The organism is Pontimonas salivibrio (assembly GCF_002950575.1).
In the GTDB taxonomy this organism is placed as follows: domain Bacteria; phylum Actinomycetota; class Actinomycetes; order Actinomycetales; family Microbacteriaceae; genus Pontimonas; species Pontimonas salivibrio.
Map to the genome: position 1 here is coordinate 1,681,438 of NZ_CP026923.1, position 18,605 is coordinate 1,700,042.

16 protein-coding genes and 1 tRNA gene are annotated in these 18,605 nt (G+C 57.8%); 10 read left to right on the forward strand and 7 right to left on the reverse strand.

The annotated features are described in order from the left end of the window. Positions 1-125 precede the first annotated feature (125 nt). Positions 126-782, forward strand: coding sequence for a phosphate signaling complex protein PhoU (gene phoU, locus C3B54_RS08355; protein WP_104914091.1), 657 nt, complete (start codon positions 126-128; stop codon positions 780-782). Between the two features lie 163 nt (positions 783-945). On the opposite strand, the gene C3B54_RS08360 is transcribed toward phoU, so the two are convergent. Together C3B54_RS08360 and ygfZ are read right to left on the reverse strand one after the other, a co-directional pair. Beyond that, positions 946-1,689: a phosphoglyceromutase gene (locus tag C3B54_RS08360; RefSeq protein ID WP_104914092.1), complete on the reverse strand. Its 744-nt coding sequence runs from the start codon at positions 1,687-1,689 to the stop codon at positions 946-948. Between the two features lie 85 nt (positions 1,690-1,774). Continuing rightward, positions 1,775-2,845 carry a CAF17-like 4Fe-4S cluster assembly/insertion protein YgfZ gene (gene ygfZ, locus C3B54_RS08365; protein WP_211286296.1) on the reverse strand — a complete coding sequence of 357 codons (1,071 nt, stop codon included), beginning with the start codon at positions 2,843-2,845 and terminating at the stop codon, positions 1,775-1,777. A gap of 368 nt (positions 2,846-3,213) precedes the next feature. Between ygfZ and C3B54_RS08370 the strand changes: the two genes are divergently transcribed. The 3 genes from C3B54_RS08370 to C3B54_RS08380 are packed head-to-tail and all read left to right on the forward strand — an operon-like array spanning position 3,214 to position 7,139. Continuing rightward, positions 3,214-3,927 (forward strand): winged helix-turn-helix domain-containing protein, encoded by a 714-nt coding sequence (locus C3B54_RS08370; protein WP_104914093.1) that lies wholly within the window; start codon positions 3,214-3,216, stop codon positions 3,925-3,927. Positions 3,928-3,981: 54 nt separating this feature from the next. Further along, positions 3,982-6,195 carry an RNA degradosome polyphosphate kinase gene (locus tag C3B54_RS08375; RefSeq protein ID WP_104914094.1) on the forward strand — a complete coding sequence of 738 codons (2,214 nt, stop codon included), beginning with the start codon at positions 3,982-3,984 and terminating at the stop codon, positions 6,193-6,195. Continuing rightward, positions 6,192-7,139: an NUDIX hydrolase gene (locus C3B54_RS08380; protein ID WP_104914095.1), complete on the forward strand. Its 948-nt coding sequence runs from the start codon at positions 6,192-6,194 to the stop codon at positions 7,137-7,139. The genes C3B54_RS08375 and C3B54_RS08380 overlap by 4 nt, the downstream gene beginning before the upstream one ends. Positions 7,140-7,315: 176 nt before the next feature. On the opposite strand, the gene C3B54_RS08385 is transcribed toward C3B54_RS08380, so the two are convergent. Then, positions 7,316-7,951: a DNA-directed RNA polymerase subunit beta gene (locus C3B54_RS08385; RefSeq protein ID WP_104914096.1), complete on the reverse strand. Its 636-nt coding sequence runs from the start codon at positions 7,949-7,951 to the stop codon at positions 7,316-7,318. Positions 7,952-8,067: 116 nt separating this feature from the next. Between C3B54_RS08385 and C3B54_RS08390 the strand changes: the two genes are divergently transcribed. Then, entirely contained in the window at positions 8,068-8,457 is a 390-nt protein-coding gene (locus C3B54_RS08390; RefSeq protein ID WP_245867921.1) for a DUF2834 domain-containing protein, read from the forward strand. Between the two features lie 23 nt (positions 8,458-8,480). Here the strand turns inward: C3B54_RS08390 and C3B54_RS08395 are convergent, their stop codons facing one another. Then, a complete protein-coding gene (locus C3B54_RS08395) occupies positions 8,481-9,569 on the reverse strand; it encodes a DUF3048 domain-containing protein (protein ID WP_104914097.1) in 1,089 nt (362 codons plus the stop codon). A 112-nt stretch (positions 9,570-9,681) separates the two neighbouring features. Here C3B54_RS08395 and C3B54_RS08400 point away from each other — a divergent pair. From C3B54_RS08400 to C3B54_RS08415, 3 genes are all read left to right on the forward strand, one after another. Continuing rightward, positions 9,682-9,754 (forward strand) — tRNA-Lys (locus C3B54_RS08400). Positions 9,755-9,949: 195 nt separating this feature from the next. After that, positions 9,950-12,133, forward strand: coding sequence for an acyltransferase family protein (locus tag C3B54_RS08410; protein WP_104914099.1), 2,184 nt, complete (start codon positions 9,950-9,952; stop codon positions 12,131-12,133). A gap of 74 nt (positions 12,134-12,207) precedes the next feature. Beyond that, positions 12,208-13,518 carry a glycosyltransferase gene (locus tag C3B54_RS08415; protein ID WP_104914100.1) on the forward strand — a complete coding sequence of 437 codons (1,311 nt, stop codon included), beginning with the start codon at positions 12,208-12,210 and terminating at the stop codon, positions 13,516-13,518. Positions 13,519-13,539: 21 nt separating this feature from the next. Here the strand turns inward: C3B54_RS08415 and C3B54_RS08420 are convergent, their stop codons facing one another. Next, positions 13,540-14,094, reverse strand: a complete 555-nt coding sequence (locus tag C3B54_RS08420; protein ID WP_104914101.1) for a DUF4864 domain-containing protein — start codon at positions 14,092-14,094, stop codon at positions 13,540-13,542. A gap of 92 nt (positions 14,095-14,186) precedes the next feature. Between C3B54_RS08420 and C3B54_RS08425 the strand changes: the two genes are divergently transcribed. Next, positions 14,187-15,215, forward strand: coding sequence for a glycosyltransferase family 10 domain-containing protein (locus C3B54_RS08425; RefSeq protein WP_104914102.1), 1,029 nt, complete (start codon positions 14,187-14,189; stop codon positions 15,213-15,215). 31 nt (positions 15,216-15,246) lie between these two features. Here the strand turns inward: C3B54_RS08425 and C3B54_RS08430 are convergent, their stop codons facing one another. Both C3B54_RS08430 and C3B54_RS08435 read right to left on the reverse strand, forming a co-directional pair. Continuing rightward, positions 15,247-16,323, reverse strand: a complete 1,077-nt coding sequence (locus tag C3B54_RS08430) for an SLAC1 family transporter (protein WP_104914103.1) — start codon at positions 16,321-16,323, stop codon at positions 15,247-15,249. 47 nt (positions 16,324-16,370) lie between these two features. Further along, positions 16,371-17,288 carry a CPBP family intramembrane glutamic endopeptidase gene (locus tag C3B54_RS08435; protein WP_158665615.1) on the reverse strand — a complete coding sequence of 306 codons (918 nt, stop codon included), beginning with the start codon at positions 17,286-17,288 and terminating at the stop codon, positions 16,371-16,373. 109 nt (positions 17,289-17,397) lie between these two features. Here C3B54_RS08435 and C3B54_RS08440 point away from each other — a divergent pair, with 109 nt between their 5' ends. Next, positions 17,398-18,567 carry a galactokinase gene (locus tag C3B54_RS08440; protein WP_104914105.1) on the forward strand — a complete coding sequence of 390 codons (1,170 nt, stop codon included), beginning with the start codon at positions 17,398-17,400 and terminating at the stop codon, positions 18,565-18,567. Positions 18,568-18,605 lie beyond the last annotated feature (38 nt).

Below are 18,605 nucleotides of genomic sequence, written 5' to 3' on the forward strand. Positions count from 1 at the left end.
TAGATGCGAGCTGGCGCGTCTAGAATGGCAACAAAAGTACAAGAGTTCATAAAGTTCTCACCGGTCGTTTACCCGCATTCGACAGGGTGTAGAACACATCACACGCCTTTGCAGCAGGGAGCGCCATGCGCCAGCTATTCCAACAAGAGCTAGCCGACCTTAAAGATGACCTCGTCGACATCGCACAGAGTGTCGAAGGAGCGATGGACCGCGCGGTGCGCGCGTTCAACCAATCCGACGTGCAACTGGCGGAAGAAGTCATCGCACAGGACCACCTGATTGATGACGCCGTTCGGGAACTCGACGAACAGGCCATCGCGATTCTTGCCCGCCAGGCACCCGTCGCCGGTGACCTGCGCCAAGTGATTTCCACCCTACGTATTAGCGCGTCCCTTGAGCGCATGGGTGACCTTGCTTCCCACTTGGCTCAACTGGCCCGCTACCGTTTCCCCGAAAAGGTCGCCCCGAAAGGAATTCGCCCCACCTTCAAAGAAATGGGTGCCCTCGATTTGAAGATGGCCGGCCTCGTGGTGGGACTGCTGCAAGACCCCAACACAAAAACGGTGGACGAAATCCGCGACCTCGATGACTCGATCGATGCACTCCACCTGAGTGTTTTCGAAACGGTTCTCAGTGAAGAGTTCGGTTCAGGAACCGCCACCGTGGTCGATGCGACCCTGGCCTCTCGTTACCTGGAGCGCTTCGCCGACCACGGTGTCTCGATTTCCAAAAAGGTCCTCTACTTGCTGACCGGCGAGTGGGATCCAGACAGCTCCGAGTAGTCCCTGTAGTCAGCTGACGTCGTGTGCACACTCCTCCGAGAGAGTGCATACGAGCGCAGTCTTTACAGCGATATGTGCAGCGACCTTGACAGCGCTACCGACTCGCTGCGGGTGCAGTGGTGTTGCGCCACCCAGCGCCTCATCAGGTCAGAAGAACTGGGGTTTATTTCTTTCCCTGTGCGGCGACGGCTTGAGCTCCGGCTTCGGCAGCAGCCGGGTCGAGGTAGCGGCCCTTGCCGGTAATGGTGCCATCCTCATTCACGTCATAGACCAGCGGAATACCGGTGGGGATGTTTAGTTCAACGACTTCCTCATCGGTTAAACCTTCTAAATGCTTGACTAAGCCACGCAGGCTGTTCCCGTGGGCAACCACCAGCGTGGTCTTACCCACCAACACATCCGTTTGAATATCGGAGCGCCAATAGGGCAACATCCGATCAATGACCAATTTGAGCGATTCGGTTTTCGGAAGGTGTCCTTCGAGATCTGCGTAGCGGGGGTCACCGACCTGGGAAAACTCGTTGTCGTCATCGATGGGTGGTGGTGGGGTATCAAAGCTTCGACGCCAGGTCTGAAACTGTTCCTCACCAAACTCGGCCAGGGTTTGGGCTTTGTCTTTACCCTGCAGGGCTCCGTAGTGGCGTTCGTTCAGTCGCCAAGAGCGCTTGACGGGAATCCACAGCCGGTCGCATGACTCGAGTGCGAGGTGTGCGGTTTGGATTGCCCGAGAGAGCAGTGACGTGTGCAGCACATCGGGAAGTAACTCTGCTTCGCGCATCAACTCACCCGCCCGTGCCGCTTCGGTCCGGCCCTGGTTAGTGAGGCGCACATCAACCCAACCGGTGAAGAGGTTTTTTTGATTCCAGTCAGATTGACCGTGTCGAAGAAGTATCAGGGTTCCAGGCATGCCCCCAGCTTAATCGGGGTAACGAACACACTTTCGCCCCACCAACTCCCGCCTGGAGGTCAGCCCCTAATGGTCGGGAGCGTGTTTAGCCCCCGGAGCGAATTTGTCGAATGGCTTCGCGCCTGGTGGCCCCTGCGTCTTGTGGCACCAGGACTTCCTGTGTGGCAACAATGGGACCGTCTGGACCCGCCACGTGCAGTTCGGCTTCAGTGTCCGTGGGTCGCTTCACCAACGCCAAAGCAATGGGGCCCCATTCGAAGTGCCTCACCGCCCGTGTGATGTGACCCACGGTTTTTTCCCCAAGGCTCACGTCACTGCCAGCTGCTGGCAGTTCCCCACCTGAACCATCAAGGTGCAAAAGCACCACTCGCCGAGGCGGGTGGCCCAGGTTGTGCACTTTCGCCACCGTTTCTTGACCTCGGTAGCAGCCCTTGTCTAGGTGGATGGCGGTACGAATCCAGTCCACTTCGTGGGGAAGCAGTTTCTCATCGACTTCACCATGCAGGGTGGGCCTGGCGGCACGCACCAAAAGGGCATCAAGCGCCGCACTGCCCGCCCACTCCGGGTAAGACTCCGGGGTGAGCTCCTGTCTGGGGTGTAGCCAGTAGGTCAGTCGTAAATGTGCACCGGGGTGTGGTTCTGGGCCATACCCGACCGCACCGGGTTGAATGTTTGGCCACGGGTCATTCCACACGACAGGCGACGACTCGGTAGTGGACGTGGCGCTCGCGGGCGGGTTCTCCCCCGTTGCCGCGACAACATTCCAGTGCTCGCTCACCTGGTCAATGTCGACCTGCATACGAAAACGCATTCTCGTCAACCACGCCACTAACGCTTCCGCAGCGCCCGGTTCGACTAATAACCACAGCGTGGTTCCATCGTCGACGGCCAAAAAGCGGTTTTCGACGTGACCGTTCGGGTCCAAAATCAGCGACTCCACGGTGCGGCCCGGGGGAAGGCCCAAAAAGTCTTGGGAACTAATGGAGTTCAACCAGATCAGCCGGTCAGGCCCCGAAAGGGTAATGACCTGGTAGTCACCCAGATCAACGACCGCCTGGCCTTCGGCGAGCTTTCTTTGCTCGCCGAGAGGGTTGCCGTAATGGACAGGGGTGGTCTCGCCGATGGCTCCTGGTATTCCCAGTAGCGAAGAGACCACGATTTAGCGCTGTCCCCTAAAGAGGTTCAGGAGCACCACACCGGACACCCAGCCAATGGCTAAAACAGCGAGGCCCAGTAGACCGAGGAAAAAGATTTCCAAAAATAAGAGGTTGTGCACGCCCCTATTCTATGGCGTCGGCTGAGTATTCCCACAAAAGCCACAGATTATTGGTCGCTTCCGGTCTTTTGCTGACCTGTGAACGACACGTTGGGGTGTCCCCCCTGCGGGACCCCCCACACACTGACCTGGGCAGTAAGGGGCAGCCCGGGTACACTCGAGGTTTAGTGCAAAAATGCCAAATGGCCGGGCTGTGACGGTGAGTGTTACTGACAGGGTCCCCCAGGGGGCGAAAGGAGAGTGAGTCGATGGCCAGTATTTTGATGCTGAGCGGTGACGACCACTCTGTGGTGTTGCCCTCCATTGGCCTGTTGCCCCACCGGGTGAAAACTATTCCCGCCGAACCCGCGTCTCTTGTGCGCGCCCCCAGTGCGGAAGTGGTCATTGTGGATGCCCGCACCGATTTGGCCCAGGCCAAAGCGCTGTGTCGTATCTTGCAAACCACCGGAATGTCCTCAGCACTAATGGTCGTGGTCACTGAAGGCGGTATGGCCGCGTTGAACTCCGAATGGGGTTTTGATGACGTCATTCTCAGCCACGCGGGTCCCGCTGAAGTTGACGCCCGAATCCGTCTTGCGTTGACCCGAGAGGCGGCAAAGCCCGGTTCGGAGATGATTCAATCGTCAGGGGTCGTCATCGATGAAGTGTCCTATCAGGCCAAAGTCAATGGCCGGGCACTAGACCTCACGTTTAAAGAATTCGAATTACTGCGCTTTTTAGTAGCCCACCCGTCCCGGGTGTTCACCCGGGAACAGCTGCTCAGTGAAGTGTGGGGCTATGACTACTTCGGGGGCACCAGAACAGTCGACGTCCATGTCAGGCGCCTTCGCGCCAAACTGGGCGACATGGAATCCCTCATCGGTACCGTGCGAAACGTCGGTTACCGTTTCGCTGTCATCGACGAACACGCCGCCGAATCGAGTGCGCCGGCCACAACAGCCAAACTCGCTGCTGAGAACTAAGGCGACACGAGTGTCGCCCCAATTGTTACCCACCGTTTACGAAGCAGTGTTTGCATGAATCCTGTGGAGAGTGTGAACGCGAGTGAACGCGACTATGAAGTCACCACCGGAGTCGGTGGCGACTTCATTGACGACTACGACGAAGGTGTCCCGGAAGCCGAAGATCTTCCCGCGGAGCGGTTTTTTGATCGCGAACTGAGTTGGTTGGCGTTTAACAAACGTGTCCTCGAGTTAGCAGAAGACCCGCAGGTCCCCCTGCTGGAGCGGGTCAAGTTTTTAGCGATTTTCGCGAGCAACCTTGATGAGTTTTTTATGGTGCGGGTCGCCGGGCTGAAGCGTCGCATCGTGACCGGGATTGCCGTTCCCACCAATACGGGCAAGTCCCCCCAGCAGGTGCTGGACGATATTGCCCAGATGGCCCACGAACTCCAACTGCGCCACGCAGCTGCCCTTCACGAGCTGGTGAAGCCGGCATTAGACGCCGAACACATCCACATAGAATCGTGGTCGGATTTGGCCGAATCTGACCGTGCGGGCCTCCACGAAGTATTCACCGAACAAATCTTCCCCGTGTTGATGCCCTTAGCTGTTGACCCGGCACACCCGTTCCCCTACATCTCTGGGCTGTCGTTGAACCTGTCGGTGCGTATTCGAGACCCCCGCACCGATCGGGTCGAATTTGCCCGAGTGAAAGTTCCACCGATTCTTCCCCGGTTTTACCCACTGGCCGATGACGGTTCGGGTCGGATGCGTTTTATCGCCATCGAGGACCTGATCTCCCATCACGTGGGTGAGCTGTTTCCCGGTATGGAGGTGTTGGAACACCACGAATTTCGCATTACCCGGAACGAAGATGTCGAAATTGATGAAGATGAGAGTGAAAACCTCATCCAAGCGCTCGAGCGGGAACTGCTCCGTCGCCGGTTTGGTCCCCCGATTCGGTTGGAAATCACCGAAGACATGGACGATGTGACCTTGAAGTTGTTGGTCAACGAATTGGGCATCACCGACCAAGAGGTCTACCGACTCCCCGCCCCCTTAGGACTAAACGGCCTCTTCCAACTAGCCGATATCGACAGGCCCGATCTTAAATACTCCAAACAGGTGCCCATCACCCCCACTGATCTACTCCCCAGTGAACCCACCGATGAGCCCAACATTTTCAGGTCAATTGCCGCTAATGACGTCATGGTCCACCACCCTTACGAATCGTTTGCCACCAGTGTTCAGGCGTTTATCGAACAGGCCGCCGTGGACCCCTACGTGCTGGCCATTAAACAAACGCTGTATCGCACCAGTGGCGACAGCCCGATCATTGCGGCACTGATTCGTGCGGCGGAAGCCGGCAAGTCAGTGTTGGCCCTGGTCGAAGTGAAAGCCCGCTTTGATGAAGAAGCAAACATCACCTGGGCAAAAAAGTTGGAAAAAGCCGGTGTGCACGTCGTCTACGGGTTGGTCGGGCTAAAAACCCACTGCAAACTCGCTCTTGTCATTCGACAAGAGCGAGGCGGTGGCCTTGGCCACTACACCCACATCGGAACGGGAAACTACAACCCCAAAACGAGTCGAATTTATGAAGACTACGGCTACTTCACCTCCGACCAATCGGTCGGTAAAGAAGTCGCCAGGCTTTTCAACGAACTCTCCGGCTACGCCATTGAGAAAAAGTTCACTCGCTTATTGGTCGCCCCCCGCTACCTGCGAAAAGGGCTCTTGAAACACATCGACAATGAAACCCAGGCGGCCCTGAAAGGTAAGCCGGCAAAAATCATCCTCAAGTTGAACTCGCTGGTCGATGAAGTGATCATCGACTCGCTCTACCGGGCAAGCCAAGCCGGTGTGGAAATTGATATTTGGGTGCGAGGTATTTGTGCCCTGGTACCGGGGTTACCCGGCGTGAGCGACACCATCAGGGTGCGAAGCATCCTCGGGCGCTACCTGGAGCACTCACGGGTGTTTTCCTTCCACCACGGCGGTGACCCGATTGTCTATATCGGCTCTGCCGACATGATGCATCGCAACTTGGACCGTCGAATTGAAGTTCTTCTCAAACTCTCCGACCCCCGACACATCGACCGGGTGCTCACGCATATGGACCGGGGCATGAGCGACGATGTCGCCTCATGGCATTTGACCAGTTCGGGTGAATGGATTCGACACGCAGTGGCGGATAATGGTGACCGTCTTGTCGATATTCAGAAAGAAACCATGTCCGCGATTACTGCACGTCACAAAGCCAGTACCAGCCGTTCGGGTAATAACGGGTGAGTAAGAAGGAAAAACCGGTCGTCGCTGGTGGCGCGGTCTGTTGGAAACGCGTCGACGGTGACATCAAGGTTCTCCTGGTTCACCGCACACAACATAAAGACGTCTCCATCCCTAAAGGCAAACGGGACCCCGGTGAGAGCATCCCGGAGTGTGCCAAACGGGAAATTTTGGAAGAAACCGGGCTCCACGTCACCCTCGGCGCCTACCTGGGCCGAGTGGATTACACCATCCCCAGCGGTCGAGATAAAGAAGTGTTTTATTGGGCGACTGAAGTGGACCCGGGCGAGGCTGAGCGTGCACCGTTTGAATCAAACAACGAAATTTTTGCGCTGGAGTGGGTCTCCCTGGCCAAAGCGTCAAAGAAGCTCAGCTACCCCCACGACGCGGATATTTTGGAGAACTTCCAACACTTGGTCGACTCCGGGTTGGAGCGGACCTTTCCGCTGATTTTGCTTCGACACGGCAAAGCCATGCCCAGAGAAAACTGGGACGGCCCCGACCACACCCGACCACTGCTTCAACGCGGTCTCAACCAAGCCAAATATCAAGCAGGCGGAATCGCAGCCTTTGCACCGGAGCGACTGGTCTCCAGCCCCGCCACACGGTGCCTCGCCACCATTGAACCCATCGCCAGGAAGACCGGTCTCGATGTGGTGACCAGAAAACGCATCAGTCAGGACGCCTGGGAACCAAGCGCTGAAGGCCCGATCAGCATTGTCACCAAAACGGTGTCGAAAAAACGCCCCACCGTGCTGTGCTCACACGGCCCCGTATTACCCCAAATTCTTAAAGCGGCCAGCGATATCAGCGCCCAAGGCTCAGGTCGACTGGTCGAGCAACACCTCGGGATGAGCACCGGGGAATTTGTTGTCCTCCATTTTTCGCTGGAGACCGACGTTCCTCGGATTGTGGCGGTGGAAGCACACCGAGCTCCCGAGGACTAACCCCCAGAAACAGTCAGCCTCACCTACCCGGGGTGAACCAAAGAGAGCAATCACTGAACAGTTCGGGGGTGAAAGCCTGGCCGCAGAACGCCTCTCGGCGCGAGGCCGCTCGCAGCGGCAAATAATGGAGCCCGGGGTTACTGCGACCAGGCTCCCCCAGACTAACGGCCAGCACGCTAGCGAAGCTGGCCGTTTTTTTCGCGCTTGGCGCAATCAGCAAGCTCTGTTGCCACCACGCCCCAAGAGAGGCTCCTGAGAGCCACTTCGTGTTCGCTGTGCTCGTCGGCTGATGGCCAATGCAACAGGCCCGCGGCAATGACGCGCGCTAATGCGGAAGCCCGCTCGAGGGCCGGAGCAAGGTTCCCACTAAAGCCACCGCGTAACACCTGGTCGATGATTTCTCCCACCCCAGAAGCTGTCACAGGCTCCTCGGCACCCACAACAACCGGGTCAATCGTGTCCAATGCATCGAGTCCGCGTTGCACCACTTCACCGATCACGTCCGGCCTGGAGCGAACCTGTTCTCGGATACGAAAAAGTCGCCACAGTGCGCCCGGCAGACTCACTGAATCAGCACCTGCCCACAATTCCGCCAAAGTATCCACACCTTCACGGTCCACAAAAGTGTTTAAGCGCTCCAGGGTGTCGGAAGAGTTTCCGCCATCCACACCTCGCACAAGCAGTTGGGCCGTGTCGTGGGCAATGGCAAGGCGCCGCTCAGGGTGAAGGCGCCAGATGGCGTCCTCCTCACTTCCTGAGGCTTCTAAACGCCACGGCGCCATCGACACAGGCTTGTGGGGGCGATCCGTCATGCCCCCAGCGTAGGAGGAACTGCTGAAGAGTCTCCATCGAATCGACCAAGCAATGCCAACCAGGTGATGGCAATCAGGTGACGACACTGTTCAGCTGGCGGCCCTACCGTGTGGGCATGACAATGACACGTGCACAGCGTTCTCGCTTCTGGTTTTACCTATTCGTCGCCATCGCGGGTTTGATTACCGCATGGGTGTTTAACGGCCTTGCCGTCATGGGTGGTGCGACCAGCAGTGACTATGTGGAGGCGTGGTTTACCAGCTCGCTCGACTGGGTCCTTTCCCTCGATTTGTTAGTTGTCGCCGTCGCCGGTTCGGCTTTTATTTTGCTGGAGGGCAAGAGGCTAGGGATGCGCTACCTCTGGGCTTACATCTTAGTTTCCGGGGTTACCGCCTTCGCGTTCACCTTCCCACTCTTTCTCGCCATGCGAGAAAGAGCACTATCCAAGCGTCCCGCAGACTCCAGCCAAGAGGCGAGCCCACTAGGCAGCTCAGGAGTGAACTGAGTCGTCAGCTAGTGAAGCGCGTCCTATTCGTAGGACACGCTTCCCGGGCCACCCCACGCTGCGGTGCGAGCAGTGGAGGCATCGCCGGGGAAAATCATGAACCAGGTTTTACCCGGCGCAAGCTTCACTGGTTCGCCCCCGGAAGTGAGTGTGATGGGTTCGGTGAGCGCGCCACCTTCCCAGTCTGCTTCGATGACTTTTCCACCCGTTGCCACCCACGCTGATCCACCGCCGTTGAGCATCCGAGCTGTAGGCTGACCCACAAAGTCATCGTGTTCGACGCTGATGGCGACCAGGTTGGTCACTGCTAGCTGTTCACCGGATTCGACCGAGACAGGGTCTCCGTTGATGAAGTTCTTTTCAAAAAACCCAGTTGTGGCATTCCATTCCCACACCGAAGTCACGTAGTCGTTAGTGGCCGACTCGCTGAAGTAGGTCGTGAAGTTTGACACCGGTGTTCCCGCCGCAGCGGAGGCTTCCGCCGGGTCCGAGACATATTCGAAGTACTGCTGGGGCGGTGCCAGTGTGGCGTTTGCTGCCTGAGCATCTGCAGCCGCAAAGAGCACGCTGGAGGCCATCGCATAGTTCTTATCCACCGTCGACCACAGGTCACGGTCCTCGGCGGTGCGGTAATCCCAGACATACTGTCTGACACCGGCTGCTTCCGTGTCTTCCCAGAAGGGCACGACGAGGGCAAACATTCCCGAGGAGGCCAACAGGCCTTGGAAGGGCGAGGCCATGTAGAGGTCGTGTGGCCTAAATGAGCGGACGTAACCAATTTGGTCAGGAACGTCAGAGTGGAAAATGGCGATGAAGCGCGTGCCGTTTTGCGGAATGAGCTGCTGAATGACGATGTCCGCGCGGTGCAAGTTCACGTAGGGGCGGTTCTCGTGATCGATTTTCGCCATGACGGCCGGCCCAGTGACGGAGCCTTCCACCACTTCTTCGCCGGTTAGGGGATGCCGGGGTGGTTCAATAACTTCCTCGACTTGTTCTTCAGCGGGAGCTGACTCCTCGACCTCTACCGGCTCGTCTGGCCGCGCACAACCCACCAGGGTCAAAGCAGCAACAACACTCAGAGCGACAAAACGACGCAGCGCGACGCGGTTCATAGGGGCCCCTTCCAGGCACGAATCGACCGTGTAAGTATGCCACGCGATTGTGTCCAAGCTGTTTCACGGCTCGGGGTGCACAACCTTTGCTGGGCACTACTACACTATTGGCGGGCCTCTAGCTCAGTTGGTAGAGCATCGGACTTTTAATCCGTGGGTCGTGGGTTCGAGTCCCACGGGGCCCACCTTTGTGGTTTTTTCGCCTCCACAAAGCGGAGGAACGCGGGATTTTCCTCCCAATCGGCAGCACGAGAAGGCGAGAAACTGATGAGGGTTAGTCCACAGGCGGCTCAAGCATTCGCCTCTCAACGCTTTCATTTTTCCCAGAATTTTCAAACACGTTTGGGTGAGTTAGCCGAAACGGCGGAGGGTGAGGCGTCGTGAATACTTCCGTCCCCACCAACTTCGCCGTGGCGAGGCGCATCGATATTCAGCTGCTTCGGGGGGTGGCTGTCCTCGGGGTCATGCTGGCCCACTTCGGCGCGCTGGTTCCAGGGGGCTTCTTAGGCGTTGACGTGTTCTTCGTCATTTCCGGCTTCGTCATTACCCTCAGCATGTGGTCATTGCGCGATAAGCACCCGTCACACAGGGCTTTTTTGGCGGAGTTTTGGAAGCGCAGGTTCTTTCGCCTTGTTCCCGTCCTCGTTGTTGTCCTGACCGCTACCCTGATCGGCGCTGCGGTCACGTTAGCCCCGAGGGGTTTTGCCGACCAGGTGGAAATGTCGGTGTGGTCATTATTTTTTGCCGGAAACATTGGTGTGGAGGTCGTCACACGAGGTGACTATTTTGACCCGGGCGTTGAAGAAAACTGGCTCCTCCACCTCTGGTCTTTGGGGGTTGAGGAACAGTTTTATCTTCTTTTTCCCCTGATTTTTCTTGCGGCCATTGCCAGCCCTTGGGCCCGCGCGCGGGCTAAACGCTCCACCCTTGTGGTCTCAGCCCTCTTGGTCACGTCGTTCGCGTTTGCCCTCCTCAATGACTGGGACGATCAGCTGGGCTGGGGAGGCATCTTCACCGAATCCACTGGACTCTCCGCTGCTTTTGGGTATTACTCACCGCTCACTCGGGCATGGCAGTTCCTTTTCGGGGTTCTTGCCGCCCTGTTCGTTCCGCAAAGCGGCACTAAGAAGAGTCAGAGCATCTCGCTGGGAAGCCTCGCAGTACTTCTCGGATCTTTTGCGCTGGTCCCTGAGTCGAACTTACTGCCGGGCTGGCCGACAGTGTTTCCCATGGTGGCAGTCACCGGGCTATTAATTTTTCCGCTCAGCAAATCTCTCGTGCAGTCACCGGCACTTCGCCCACTGCGATGGTTGGGTGATCGCTCCTACAGTGCCTATCTGTGGCATTGGCCCGTGTGGTTGTTCGTGACCAGCCGGCTGGGCGACGGAGTGATTTCCATTGGCCTGTCGTTTGCCGTCACGATTGGCTTTTCCGCCCTGTCCTTTCGTTTCATCGAGCAGCCCTTCATGAAGCGACACCGGGGCATCCAACCCGTCAACGCTCACTCTCCCCAAAGTGCCAAAGAAAGCGCTGGAGAAAACCCTGCTGACGGCGATCCGCCATCAGCAGTGCCCTCAGGTGGGCAGTCATCTTCTTCGAAGAGGGCCGGCACTGGCGCTTTGGTGGCCCTAATCGCACTTCCCCTCGTCGTGGGAGGGGGAACTTTGGGTATTTACGGGGTGTTCCAAGAAACCGGCGTGCTGCGCTCAGCCCCTCCGGTGCCGCAGCTGGAGGAATCCAGGGACTGCATGAAGACCTCCTGTGATGACACAGCGATTGATGTGCTCTTGGTCGGTGATTCCCATGCGGGGAGTGTGGGTGATGCGCTTACCGAGGCACTTGAAGTGGAAGGGGTTGAAATGTACGGGGCTGTGGTGGCTCGTACTTTTGGATGCCTGCACTTGCCCAGCACTACGGTGACGAGCGTCCACGAAGAATGCCAGGAGCTTTCCCAACAGGTCAGAAGCTTGGTGCAGGAGAAGACCCCGCGGGTCGTCATCATCCACGGGTACACGGCCGGGCGATTTACGACCGTCAACTCTGGTGGTGATTCAGAAATCCAATTGATTGACCAGGGGTCTGGTATCGCCGTGAACGAGAGCACTGCTGTTGACGCTTACCGCAGCGCCCTTCAAGACACTCTCGACATTTTTGGTGCCTCGGGAGCGCAAATAATCGTCGTTTCTGGGGTTCCAGATTTTGCCTTCCGCCCAGAAGAGGTGGGTCGTGCGGGCAAGCCTGCTTCGCAGGCCGAACTGCTTTTTGCTCCGTGGTTTGATTTTGAATTCGGTGACACGGTCTCCAAACAGGACTACCTTGCCCGACACGGTGAGTTCATCGCCGTGGAACAAGATCTTGCGCAAAATCGCGATTTCGTTCATCTGATTGAACCGTGGGAATTTCTGTGCGAAGAACAATCGTGTTCGCAATCAACCCCGGGCGGCGATTACCTCTACTCCGATCAAGATCACGTGAGCGAGTTGGGAGCAACACAGCTCGCTCGGGGGATTGTCGACAACATGGCGAGCACCGGCTTGCTCGATCTGGCGCGAAGCGCCAGGTAGCGTGGGGCTACATTCGCTGCCTCTTCCCCGTTCAGCGGGTAGCCAAGGATTGTGAGTAGGGACATCCGCACACCGTGACGCCAACACCCGACACCACTGACAGACGACCCCTCAAGGTCGTCTTTGTTGCCGCCCATGACAGTTTGGGCGGTGCGGCACGAGCCGCTTACCGGGTGTTTGATGCGATCAGGACCCATTTCCCTGACCGCATCGACATTACGTTTAGGGTGATCCATAAAACCCGCGACGACGAACAGATTGTGGGAGGAAAAGCTTCCAGAAGTCGGCTGGAATACGCACAATATTTTCTTCGCACCAGGTTTCGAAAATACCTCCCCAGGAAACCTTTTATCTCACCAAACACCCTGTTGCACTCTCAAGCCCTTTACCCAACGGGTTTGGGGCGAGAAATTAACAGGATGACACCCGATGTCATCCTGTTGGGCTGGCTGGGTAATGCGACCCTGTCAATTGCCGAGGTGGGTCGACTTCGCGCACCCGTGGTTTGGCGGCTATCCGATATGTGGATGTTTTCTGGCGCTGAGCACTACACCGACACGGGACGCTACCGGGTGGGGTATTCGAAAGCATCCAGGCCCCCCGGCGAATCAGGACCCGACATTGATCGGGAAACATTTCGTCGAAAGCGTCGGCAGTGGAAAAAGCCTTCTCACGTGGTCGCATTGACCCGCTGGTTAGAGCGGGAGGCGAAGTCGAGTGTGCTGAGCGCCACGCGGCCCACTCACGTCATACCTGTTCCGATGGATACCGGGTTTTGGGCACCCACTGACCAAAAAAAGGCGAGAAACAGCTTCGGCATCGAACAAGACGCCGTGGTCGTCATGTTCGGAGCCGGCAATGGGACCAGCCAACCCCACAAAGGCGCCGGTCTACTCTTTGACGCACTTCCCCTCCTGAAGAGCCTGCACGCCGCCTCGGGAGACACAAGGCCGCTTCGGGCAATCGTGTTCGGTGAAGACGGGCCCACCCGGGAGGTAGGCGGCGTTCCCGTCCAGTTCTTAGGGCGACTGGATGACGAGGGGCTGCGCAGGGCGTATTCCGCTGCAGATGTCTTCGTAGTGCCCTCCCGACTAGAAGCCTTCGGCCAGGTTGCTGCGGAAGCGCAATGCTGTGGCACACCCGTTGTGGCATTCGATAATTCCGGCTTGGCAGACGTTGTGGAAGACCGCGTCACGGGAGCCCTTGCGCAGGCTTTTGACCCTCAGTCTCTGGCTGACGCCATCCACTGGGTAATCGAAGATTCAGAGCGCACCTCAACCCTGGGAGCGGCCGCGACCGAACGCGCCCGCCGGTTGTGGGACCCGAAAACTGTGGCCGAGTCCTATGTGGCGGTCCTGGAGCAGGCCGCGGCCGAAAAGAACTAGACCGGCATTAGCATCTGCTGGTTATGCAGGGGTGCCGACGAGGCGAAAATCGCTGGCGCCATCAACCCGCCAACCCTCTTCGGTATCGAGTAACACGTAGCGCAATCCCAAGGCTTCGCCCTGCGTTGTTCGCACAACCACATCTAGAGCCACTCTCGTGGCGGATTGGTCAATGAGGCAGTTGCCAAACTCAAGGTCGGCACTGCCCAAGAGGGGCTGGTAGCTGGCAGCAATCAACCCGGCAAATTGCTCGAGGGACACCGCTGACTGAAAACCAGGAGTCGCATAAGAATAAGCGAGCTCGAAATCACCGCCACCCAGTGCGCCCGTTTGAGCTTGAACGATGGTTTGTGTCTGCCCTCGCTCGCTACTTTCACACGCACTCAAGACTTCTTGTGGCTCTGCGTCAGTGGGTCGCTCCTCACCATCTGGCTCGTCCTGTTCGAGGCGCTCAGGTTCCACCTGGGCGGGTGTGTCGAGGGGCTGATCGCCCTCCACTGAGGCTTGCGGAGTGCAACCCACAAGCGCTACGAGAAGGCCTAGGGCGGCGAAAGACAACAGGTGTGTCGAAGGCATAGCTTCACTGTGGCCGTCAGAGCTCCAAAAACGCTGACTTTCAGAAAATAGCAGGAGCAAGGGTGTGCCCCGGGTCCGCTTAGGCTTAAAGGGTGCCCGAGGTGAATGTGCCCCCCAAGGAAGTCGAACCTATTCGTATTCGGATGATGTCCCAACGTGGGCCTTTCGACGAAGAGGCTCTTCGACGCAGAATGCCGGGAGGCGCACTGGACCACTGCGATGTCATTTTTGACCTGGTAGGCGATGAACCCGCTGATGTGGTCTTCATTCAAAACTATTTGCGCTACGACCAAAAGGTCACTGCCCGCGAGGGCTACATCTGGAAGTGGGACAACGAACCACTCGTGGCTCGCCCTGTTGCTCCCGGGTATGACCGGGTGTACACACACCTTCACCTTCCGCGCGAAAGCGTTGTTCACACTGCGCCACCAGTTTTGGACTGGTGGGTGGGAAAAACCTTTGACGAACTAGTCCAACTGAAGCCACCCGCAAAACCTCGAACGTTATCGGCTATTGCCAGCACGAAAACCGACATTCCCGGTCACCGCGCTCGCCACGCGTTCATTGAACGCGTAGCGAGCGAATTTCCGGAAATTGACCTTTTTGGGCATGGCCGTGAGCACACTCTTGATGACAAATGGGACGGGATTGCTCCCTACCAATACTCGATTGCCATTGAGAACACGTCCAAGGATGACTATTGGACTGAGAAGATTGCGGATTGCTTCTTGAGCTACACGGTTCCGCTGTATTTCGGTGCCACAAACATTGCCGACTATTTCCCGGAAGGCAGTTTCATTTGGTTGCCAATCGATGACCCGGACCGGGCAATCGGCGTTATTCGAGACACGTTAGCTGCCGATAACTGGTCGTCCCACTTGGAGGCCCTCACTGAGGCACGCCAACGGCTGCTGCATCGTTATTCTCTCTACGCCCAACTGTCTTCGCGGGTGCGCGCCGAAGCCGATCAGATTAGGCACGCGCCGTTAACTGAGCGTGTGGTCCACGGCCGGCGCAATAAACCAGGCGGTTGGCTTCGCGGCAAAGGTCTCATGGGCAACATCAAGGCTCGCCAGGAGCGCCGCCGGCAACGTCTACTGAGACGCCAACACTCGTCCTAAACCCCTAGAGGGCAACACTGTCAGGCTGTCGCTATTTGCTCTGAGTCGCTGCCGGTTGGGGGAACAGGGCACCCGCCCGCCACTGGGAAATCGTTTTGGAGGCAAGGACGGTGACAATGACCAGCAGTGCCACCCAGAACACGATGGCAATCACACCCAGTCCCGCAAACTCATGGTGGCGGCCCACTTCCAAACTCAGCGAAGCGAAAGCGGCGGTGGGAAAGCCAAAGCCCCAGTAGCCCAGGTGGAAGCGTGCTTCTTTGCGCTTACCCCACATCACAATCAGAGCAAAGATTGCCCACCAGGCTGAAAAGCCCCACATAACAGCAGCCAACCAGTAGGCCACGCTGATGAGCACTTCATCGCCCAGCATCCGCGTGCTGGTCACAATTCCTAAACCTCCCGCGCCCAGGGGCGCTAACCATGCCCACCAACTGGGCAGGGCATGGGCTGCGGGTGGCTCCAGCATCAACAGTCGCCCACCGATGATGGCGGCCAGGAGAAGAAATAACCCAAATCCCACACCCCAGGCCGAAACTGCCAACCACACCGTCCAGCTCGCCGGTTCACCGCCGGCTATCGACGTGAGTCGCAGGGTGATGCTGGGGACCAGTACGAGGGGCACGACAGGGACGAACCACCCTGCTGTGATGGTCTGTGCGGGAATATCTGGCTGGCCAATTACGTGGCTAAAGAACGCAAAGCCACTGAGCGCTGTACCCAAAAACCCCAGACCCCCGACAACGACACCCACAGTCAATGCAATATCGCCGGGAATGTAACCGGCGAAGCCGGCTTGGGATGTGGCTAGTGCGGAGATGAGTAGAGAGGCCGGCCACGCGGCAGTCTGAGCGCCCTGGCCGGGGTTGAACAAATCAGCGAGAAAGTTTTCGCGGTAGCGAATCATTTTGGTGAGGAATAGCACGGTCAGGGTAATCACGATGATCCAGGACAGTGCCAAGAACACCAGCCCCGCCCCGGTATCAATGTCCGACCCGGGCAGTGGGCCAAGCAGTGACACCATCGCGAGACCGCTCACGGTCATCGCCATGGCGCCCCATGCGGGCGAGAGTGTTTGGATTCGACTGGGTGCGGTATTTTTCGTCACACCGCTAGCCTAATACCCCCTGGGGTATTTTTCCAGCGGGCTCTTCACTACTGCGACGCGTTGAGCGCCTTCGGCGCTTGCCGCTTTGTGTAACCCCAACGACTCAGAACAATAAAAAGTGGGATCAGGAGAATCGAAAGCAAGTTGTCAATGGCCCAGTCCACTTCACCACTAGAGACCAAGGGTGCTTCTGCCGGAAGCGCTCCACCTTCATAACCCACCACTAGGGCCGCGAAAAGATTATTTGCCGCGTGGGCACCAATCGCGATTTCTAAGGAGCGATCCCGCACGGTTACCCAGGCAAGAGCGAACCCCACCATCCCGTAACCCACCATTGCCGGCAATAGCGCCCCCGCTGCTTCCGGATTCGCCAGGTGCGGAAGGGCAAAAAGCAATCCGCTTGCGAGAGACAGCAACCAAATGTTGCTGTAGCGCTGACTGAGGCCCTGAATAAGCCAACCGCGGAAGAACACTTCTTCCGCGGTGGTTTGTATCGGAAGCAACAGCAACGCGATGACGGCGTAGGGCAAGAACGCCTGCCAATCAAAGTTCGTTTGGAACTGCTCTGGTGAGAGCACAACGGCAACAATTGCCGGACCCGCCATGATTGCAATCCACACCAGTGCGCCCCAGCCCACTCGCCACATCCTGAAAGGAACACCAGAGGCAAAGAGTCGACGAAGCTTTACGCCCAAAATGAGGCGATAGGACACCAGAACACCCAGTAGGAGGGGGATAAAACTCACCAGCGCAAAAAGTAAGAAACCCCAGGAAGGAAATGAGGTGAACATGTCACCTTCAACGAAGAAACCCTCGAGGTCCACCCCCGTCCAGGGCAGAACCACCAAGCTCAGTATTGTCCCGCCCACGAACCAAAACGCAAGAATCACCAGAGTGCCCACCCACCACCGCCAACGGGGTCGACGATTCGGTGTCGTAAAGCGGTCTTTCAGAGGAAGGGGCACGGGGATATTCTGCCTGGTCGGTCTGACAAATCCGCGGGAATAAGCGGTGTAACCCGCTTGCCATAAAGATGGGACAGAATAGGGCAGTTCCCGACACACGAAAGAGGATGTGGACACTCTGGGCGATATCCGAGATGACACCCGAGCTGGGTTCCGCGCAATTTACGGAAAAGACCCGCACGGTCTGTGGTCGGCACCTGGCGTCATGCGCCTCATTGGCGATCACACCGAATATGCCGACGGTCACACCCTGTGCCTGGCACTGGATGTGCGCACGGTGGTGGCCCTCGGAGTTCGAGAGGACCGCACAATCCGTGTCGCCAGTGTCGACCAAGACGAAATTGCCGAAATTTCTTTGGACGACTTGGACTCTGAGTCTCTAGAAGGTTGGCCACAGTACCCCCTGGGTACCGCGTGGGCCATGGGGCAATTCGGTGCGGACCTTCAGGCCGTACCCGGGGTGGACCTTTACATCGATTCTGATGTTCCCACCCGCGTGCGGATGGGTTCCTCTGTGGCACTCACAGTGGCCGTTGCTCTTGCGTTGCGGGACGCCTGGCAAATCGATGCTGACCTGGGCCAGCTGGCCCGGATCTGCAACCTTTCCGAATCTCTTGCGGCAGGCGAAGATGTCGGCCTTGGCCCCATCCTCGCCTCCCTGGCCGGCAACGCCGACCAGGGAGTCCTTGTCGATGGGCGCAGTAAAGATTTCGAAAACGTGCCACTTGGTTTACAAACCCATGACCACACCCTGATGTTGGTCCACACCCACGCTGAACCTCGGCCGCTCCCACCGCTCGCCGAACGACTACAAGCCATCGAACATGTCGCCGATGCCCTGAGCGTTCCCTCACTTCGAGAAGCGCAGGCAGTCGACATGAAGCAGCTTGTCAGTAACAAGAGTGTGGACTCCCAGGAATTGGCATTAGCCACACACGCGGTGAAAGAAAATGTCCGGGTGTTAGAAGTGGTGCGCACACTTCGTGAAGACGGCCCTGAAGCAATCGGCCAAATTTTTGCCGACTCACACCAGTCTCTAGCGGACGCATTTGGGGCACACACGCTCGATGTTGACCTTGCCGTCAGTATCGCCTTGGATAACGGCGCCAGTGCCGCGCGGTTGCTTGGCCACCGCACCTCCGGCTCGGTAGTTGCCCTCGTGCCGAACGACGCACTGAGCCGGATCTCTCAAGCCCTTGATACGGGCTTTAGTGAACACGGCCTTGCGACACCCGATGTGGTGATTGTGAACCCCAGCGATCACGCGACCCGTCACTAAGAGGACTCCGCAAACAACGGCCAGGGTTCTCCGGGCAC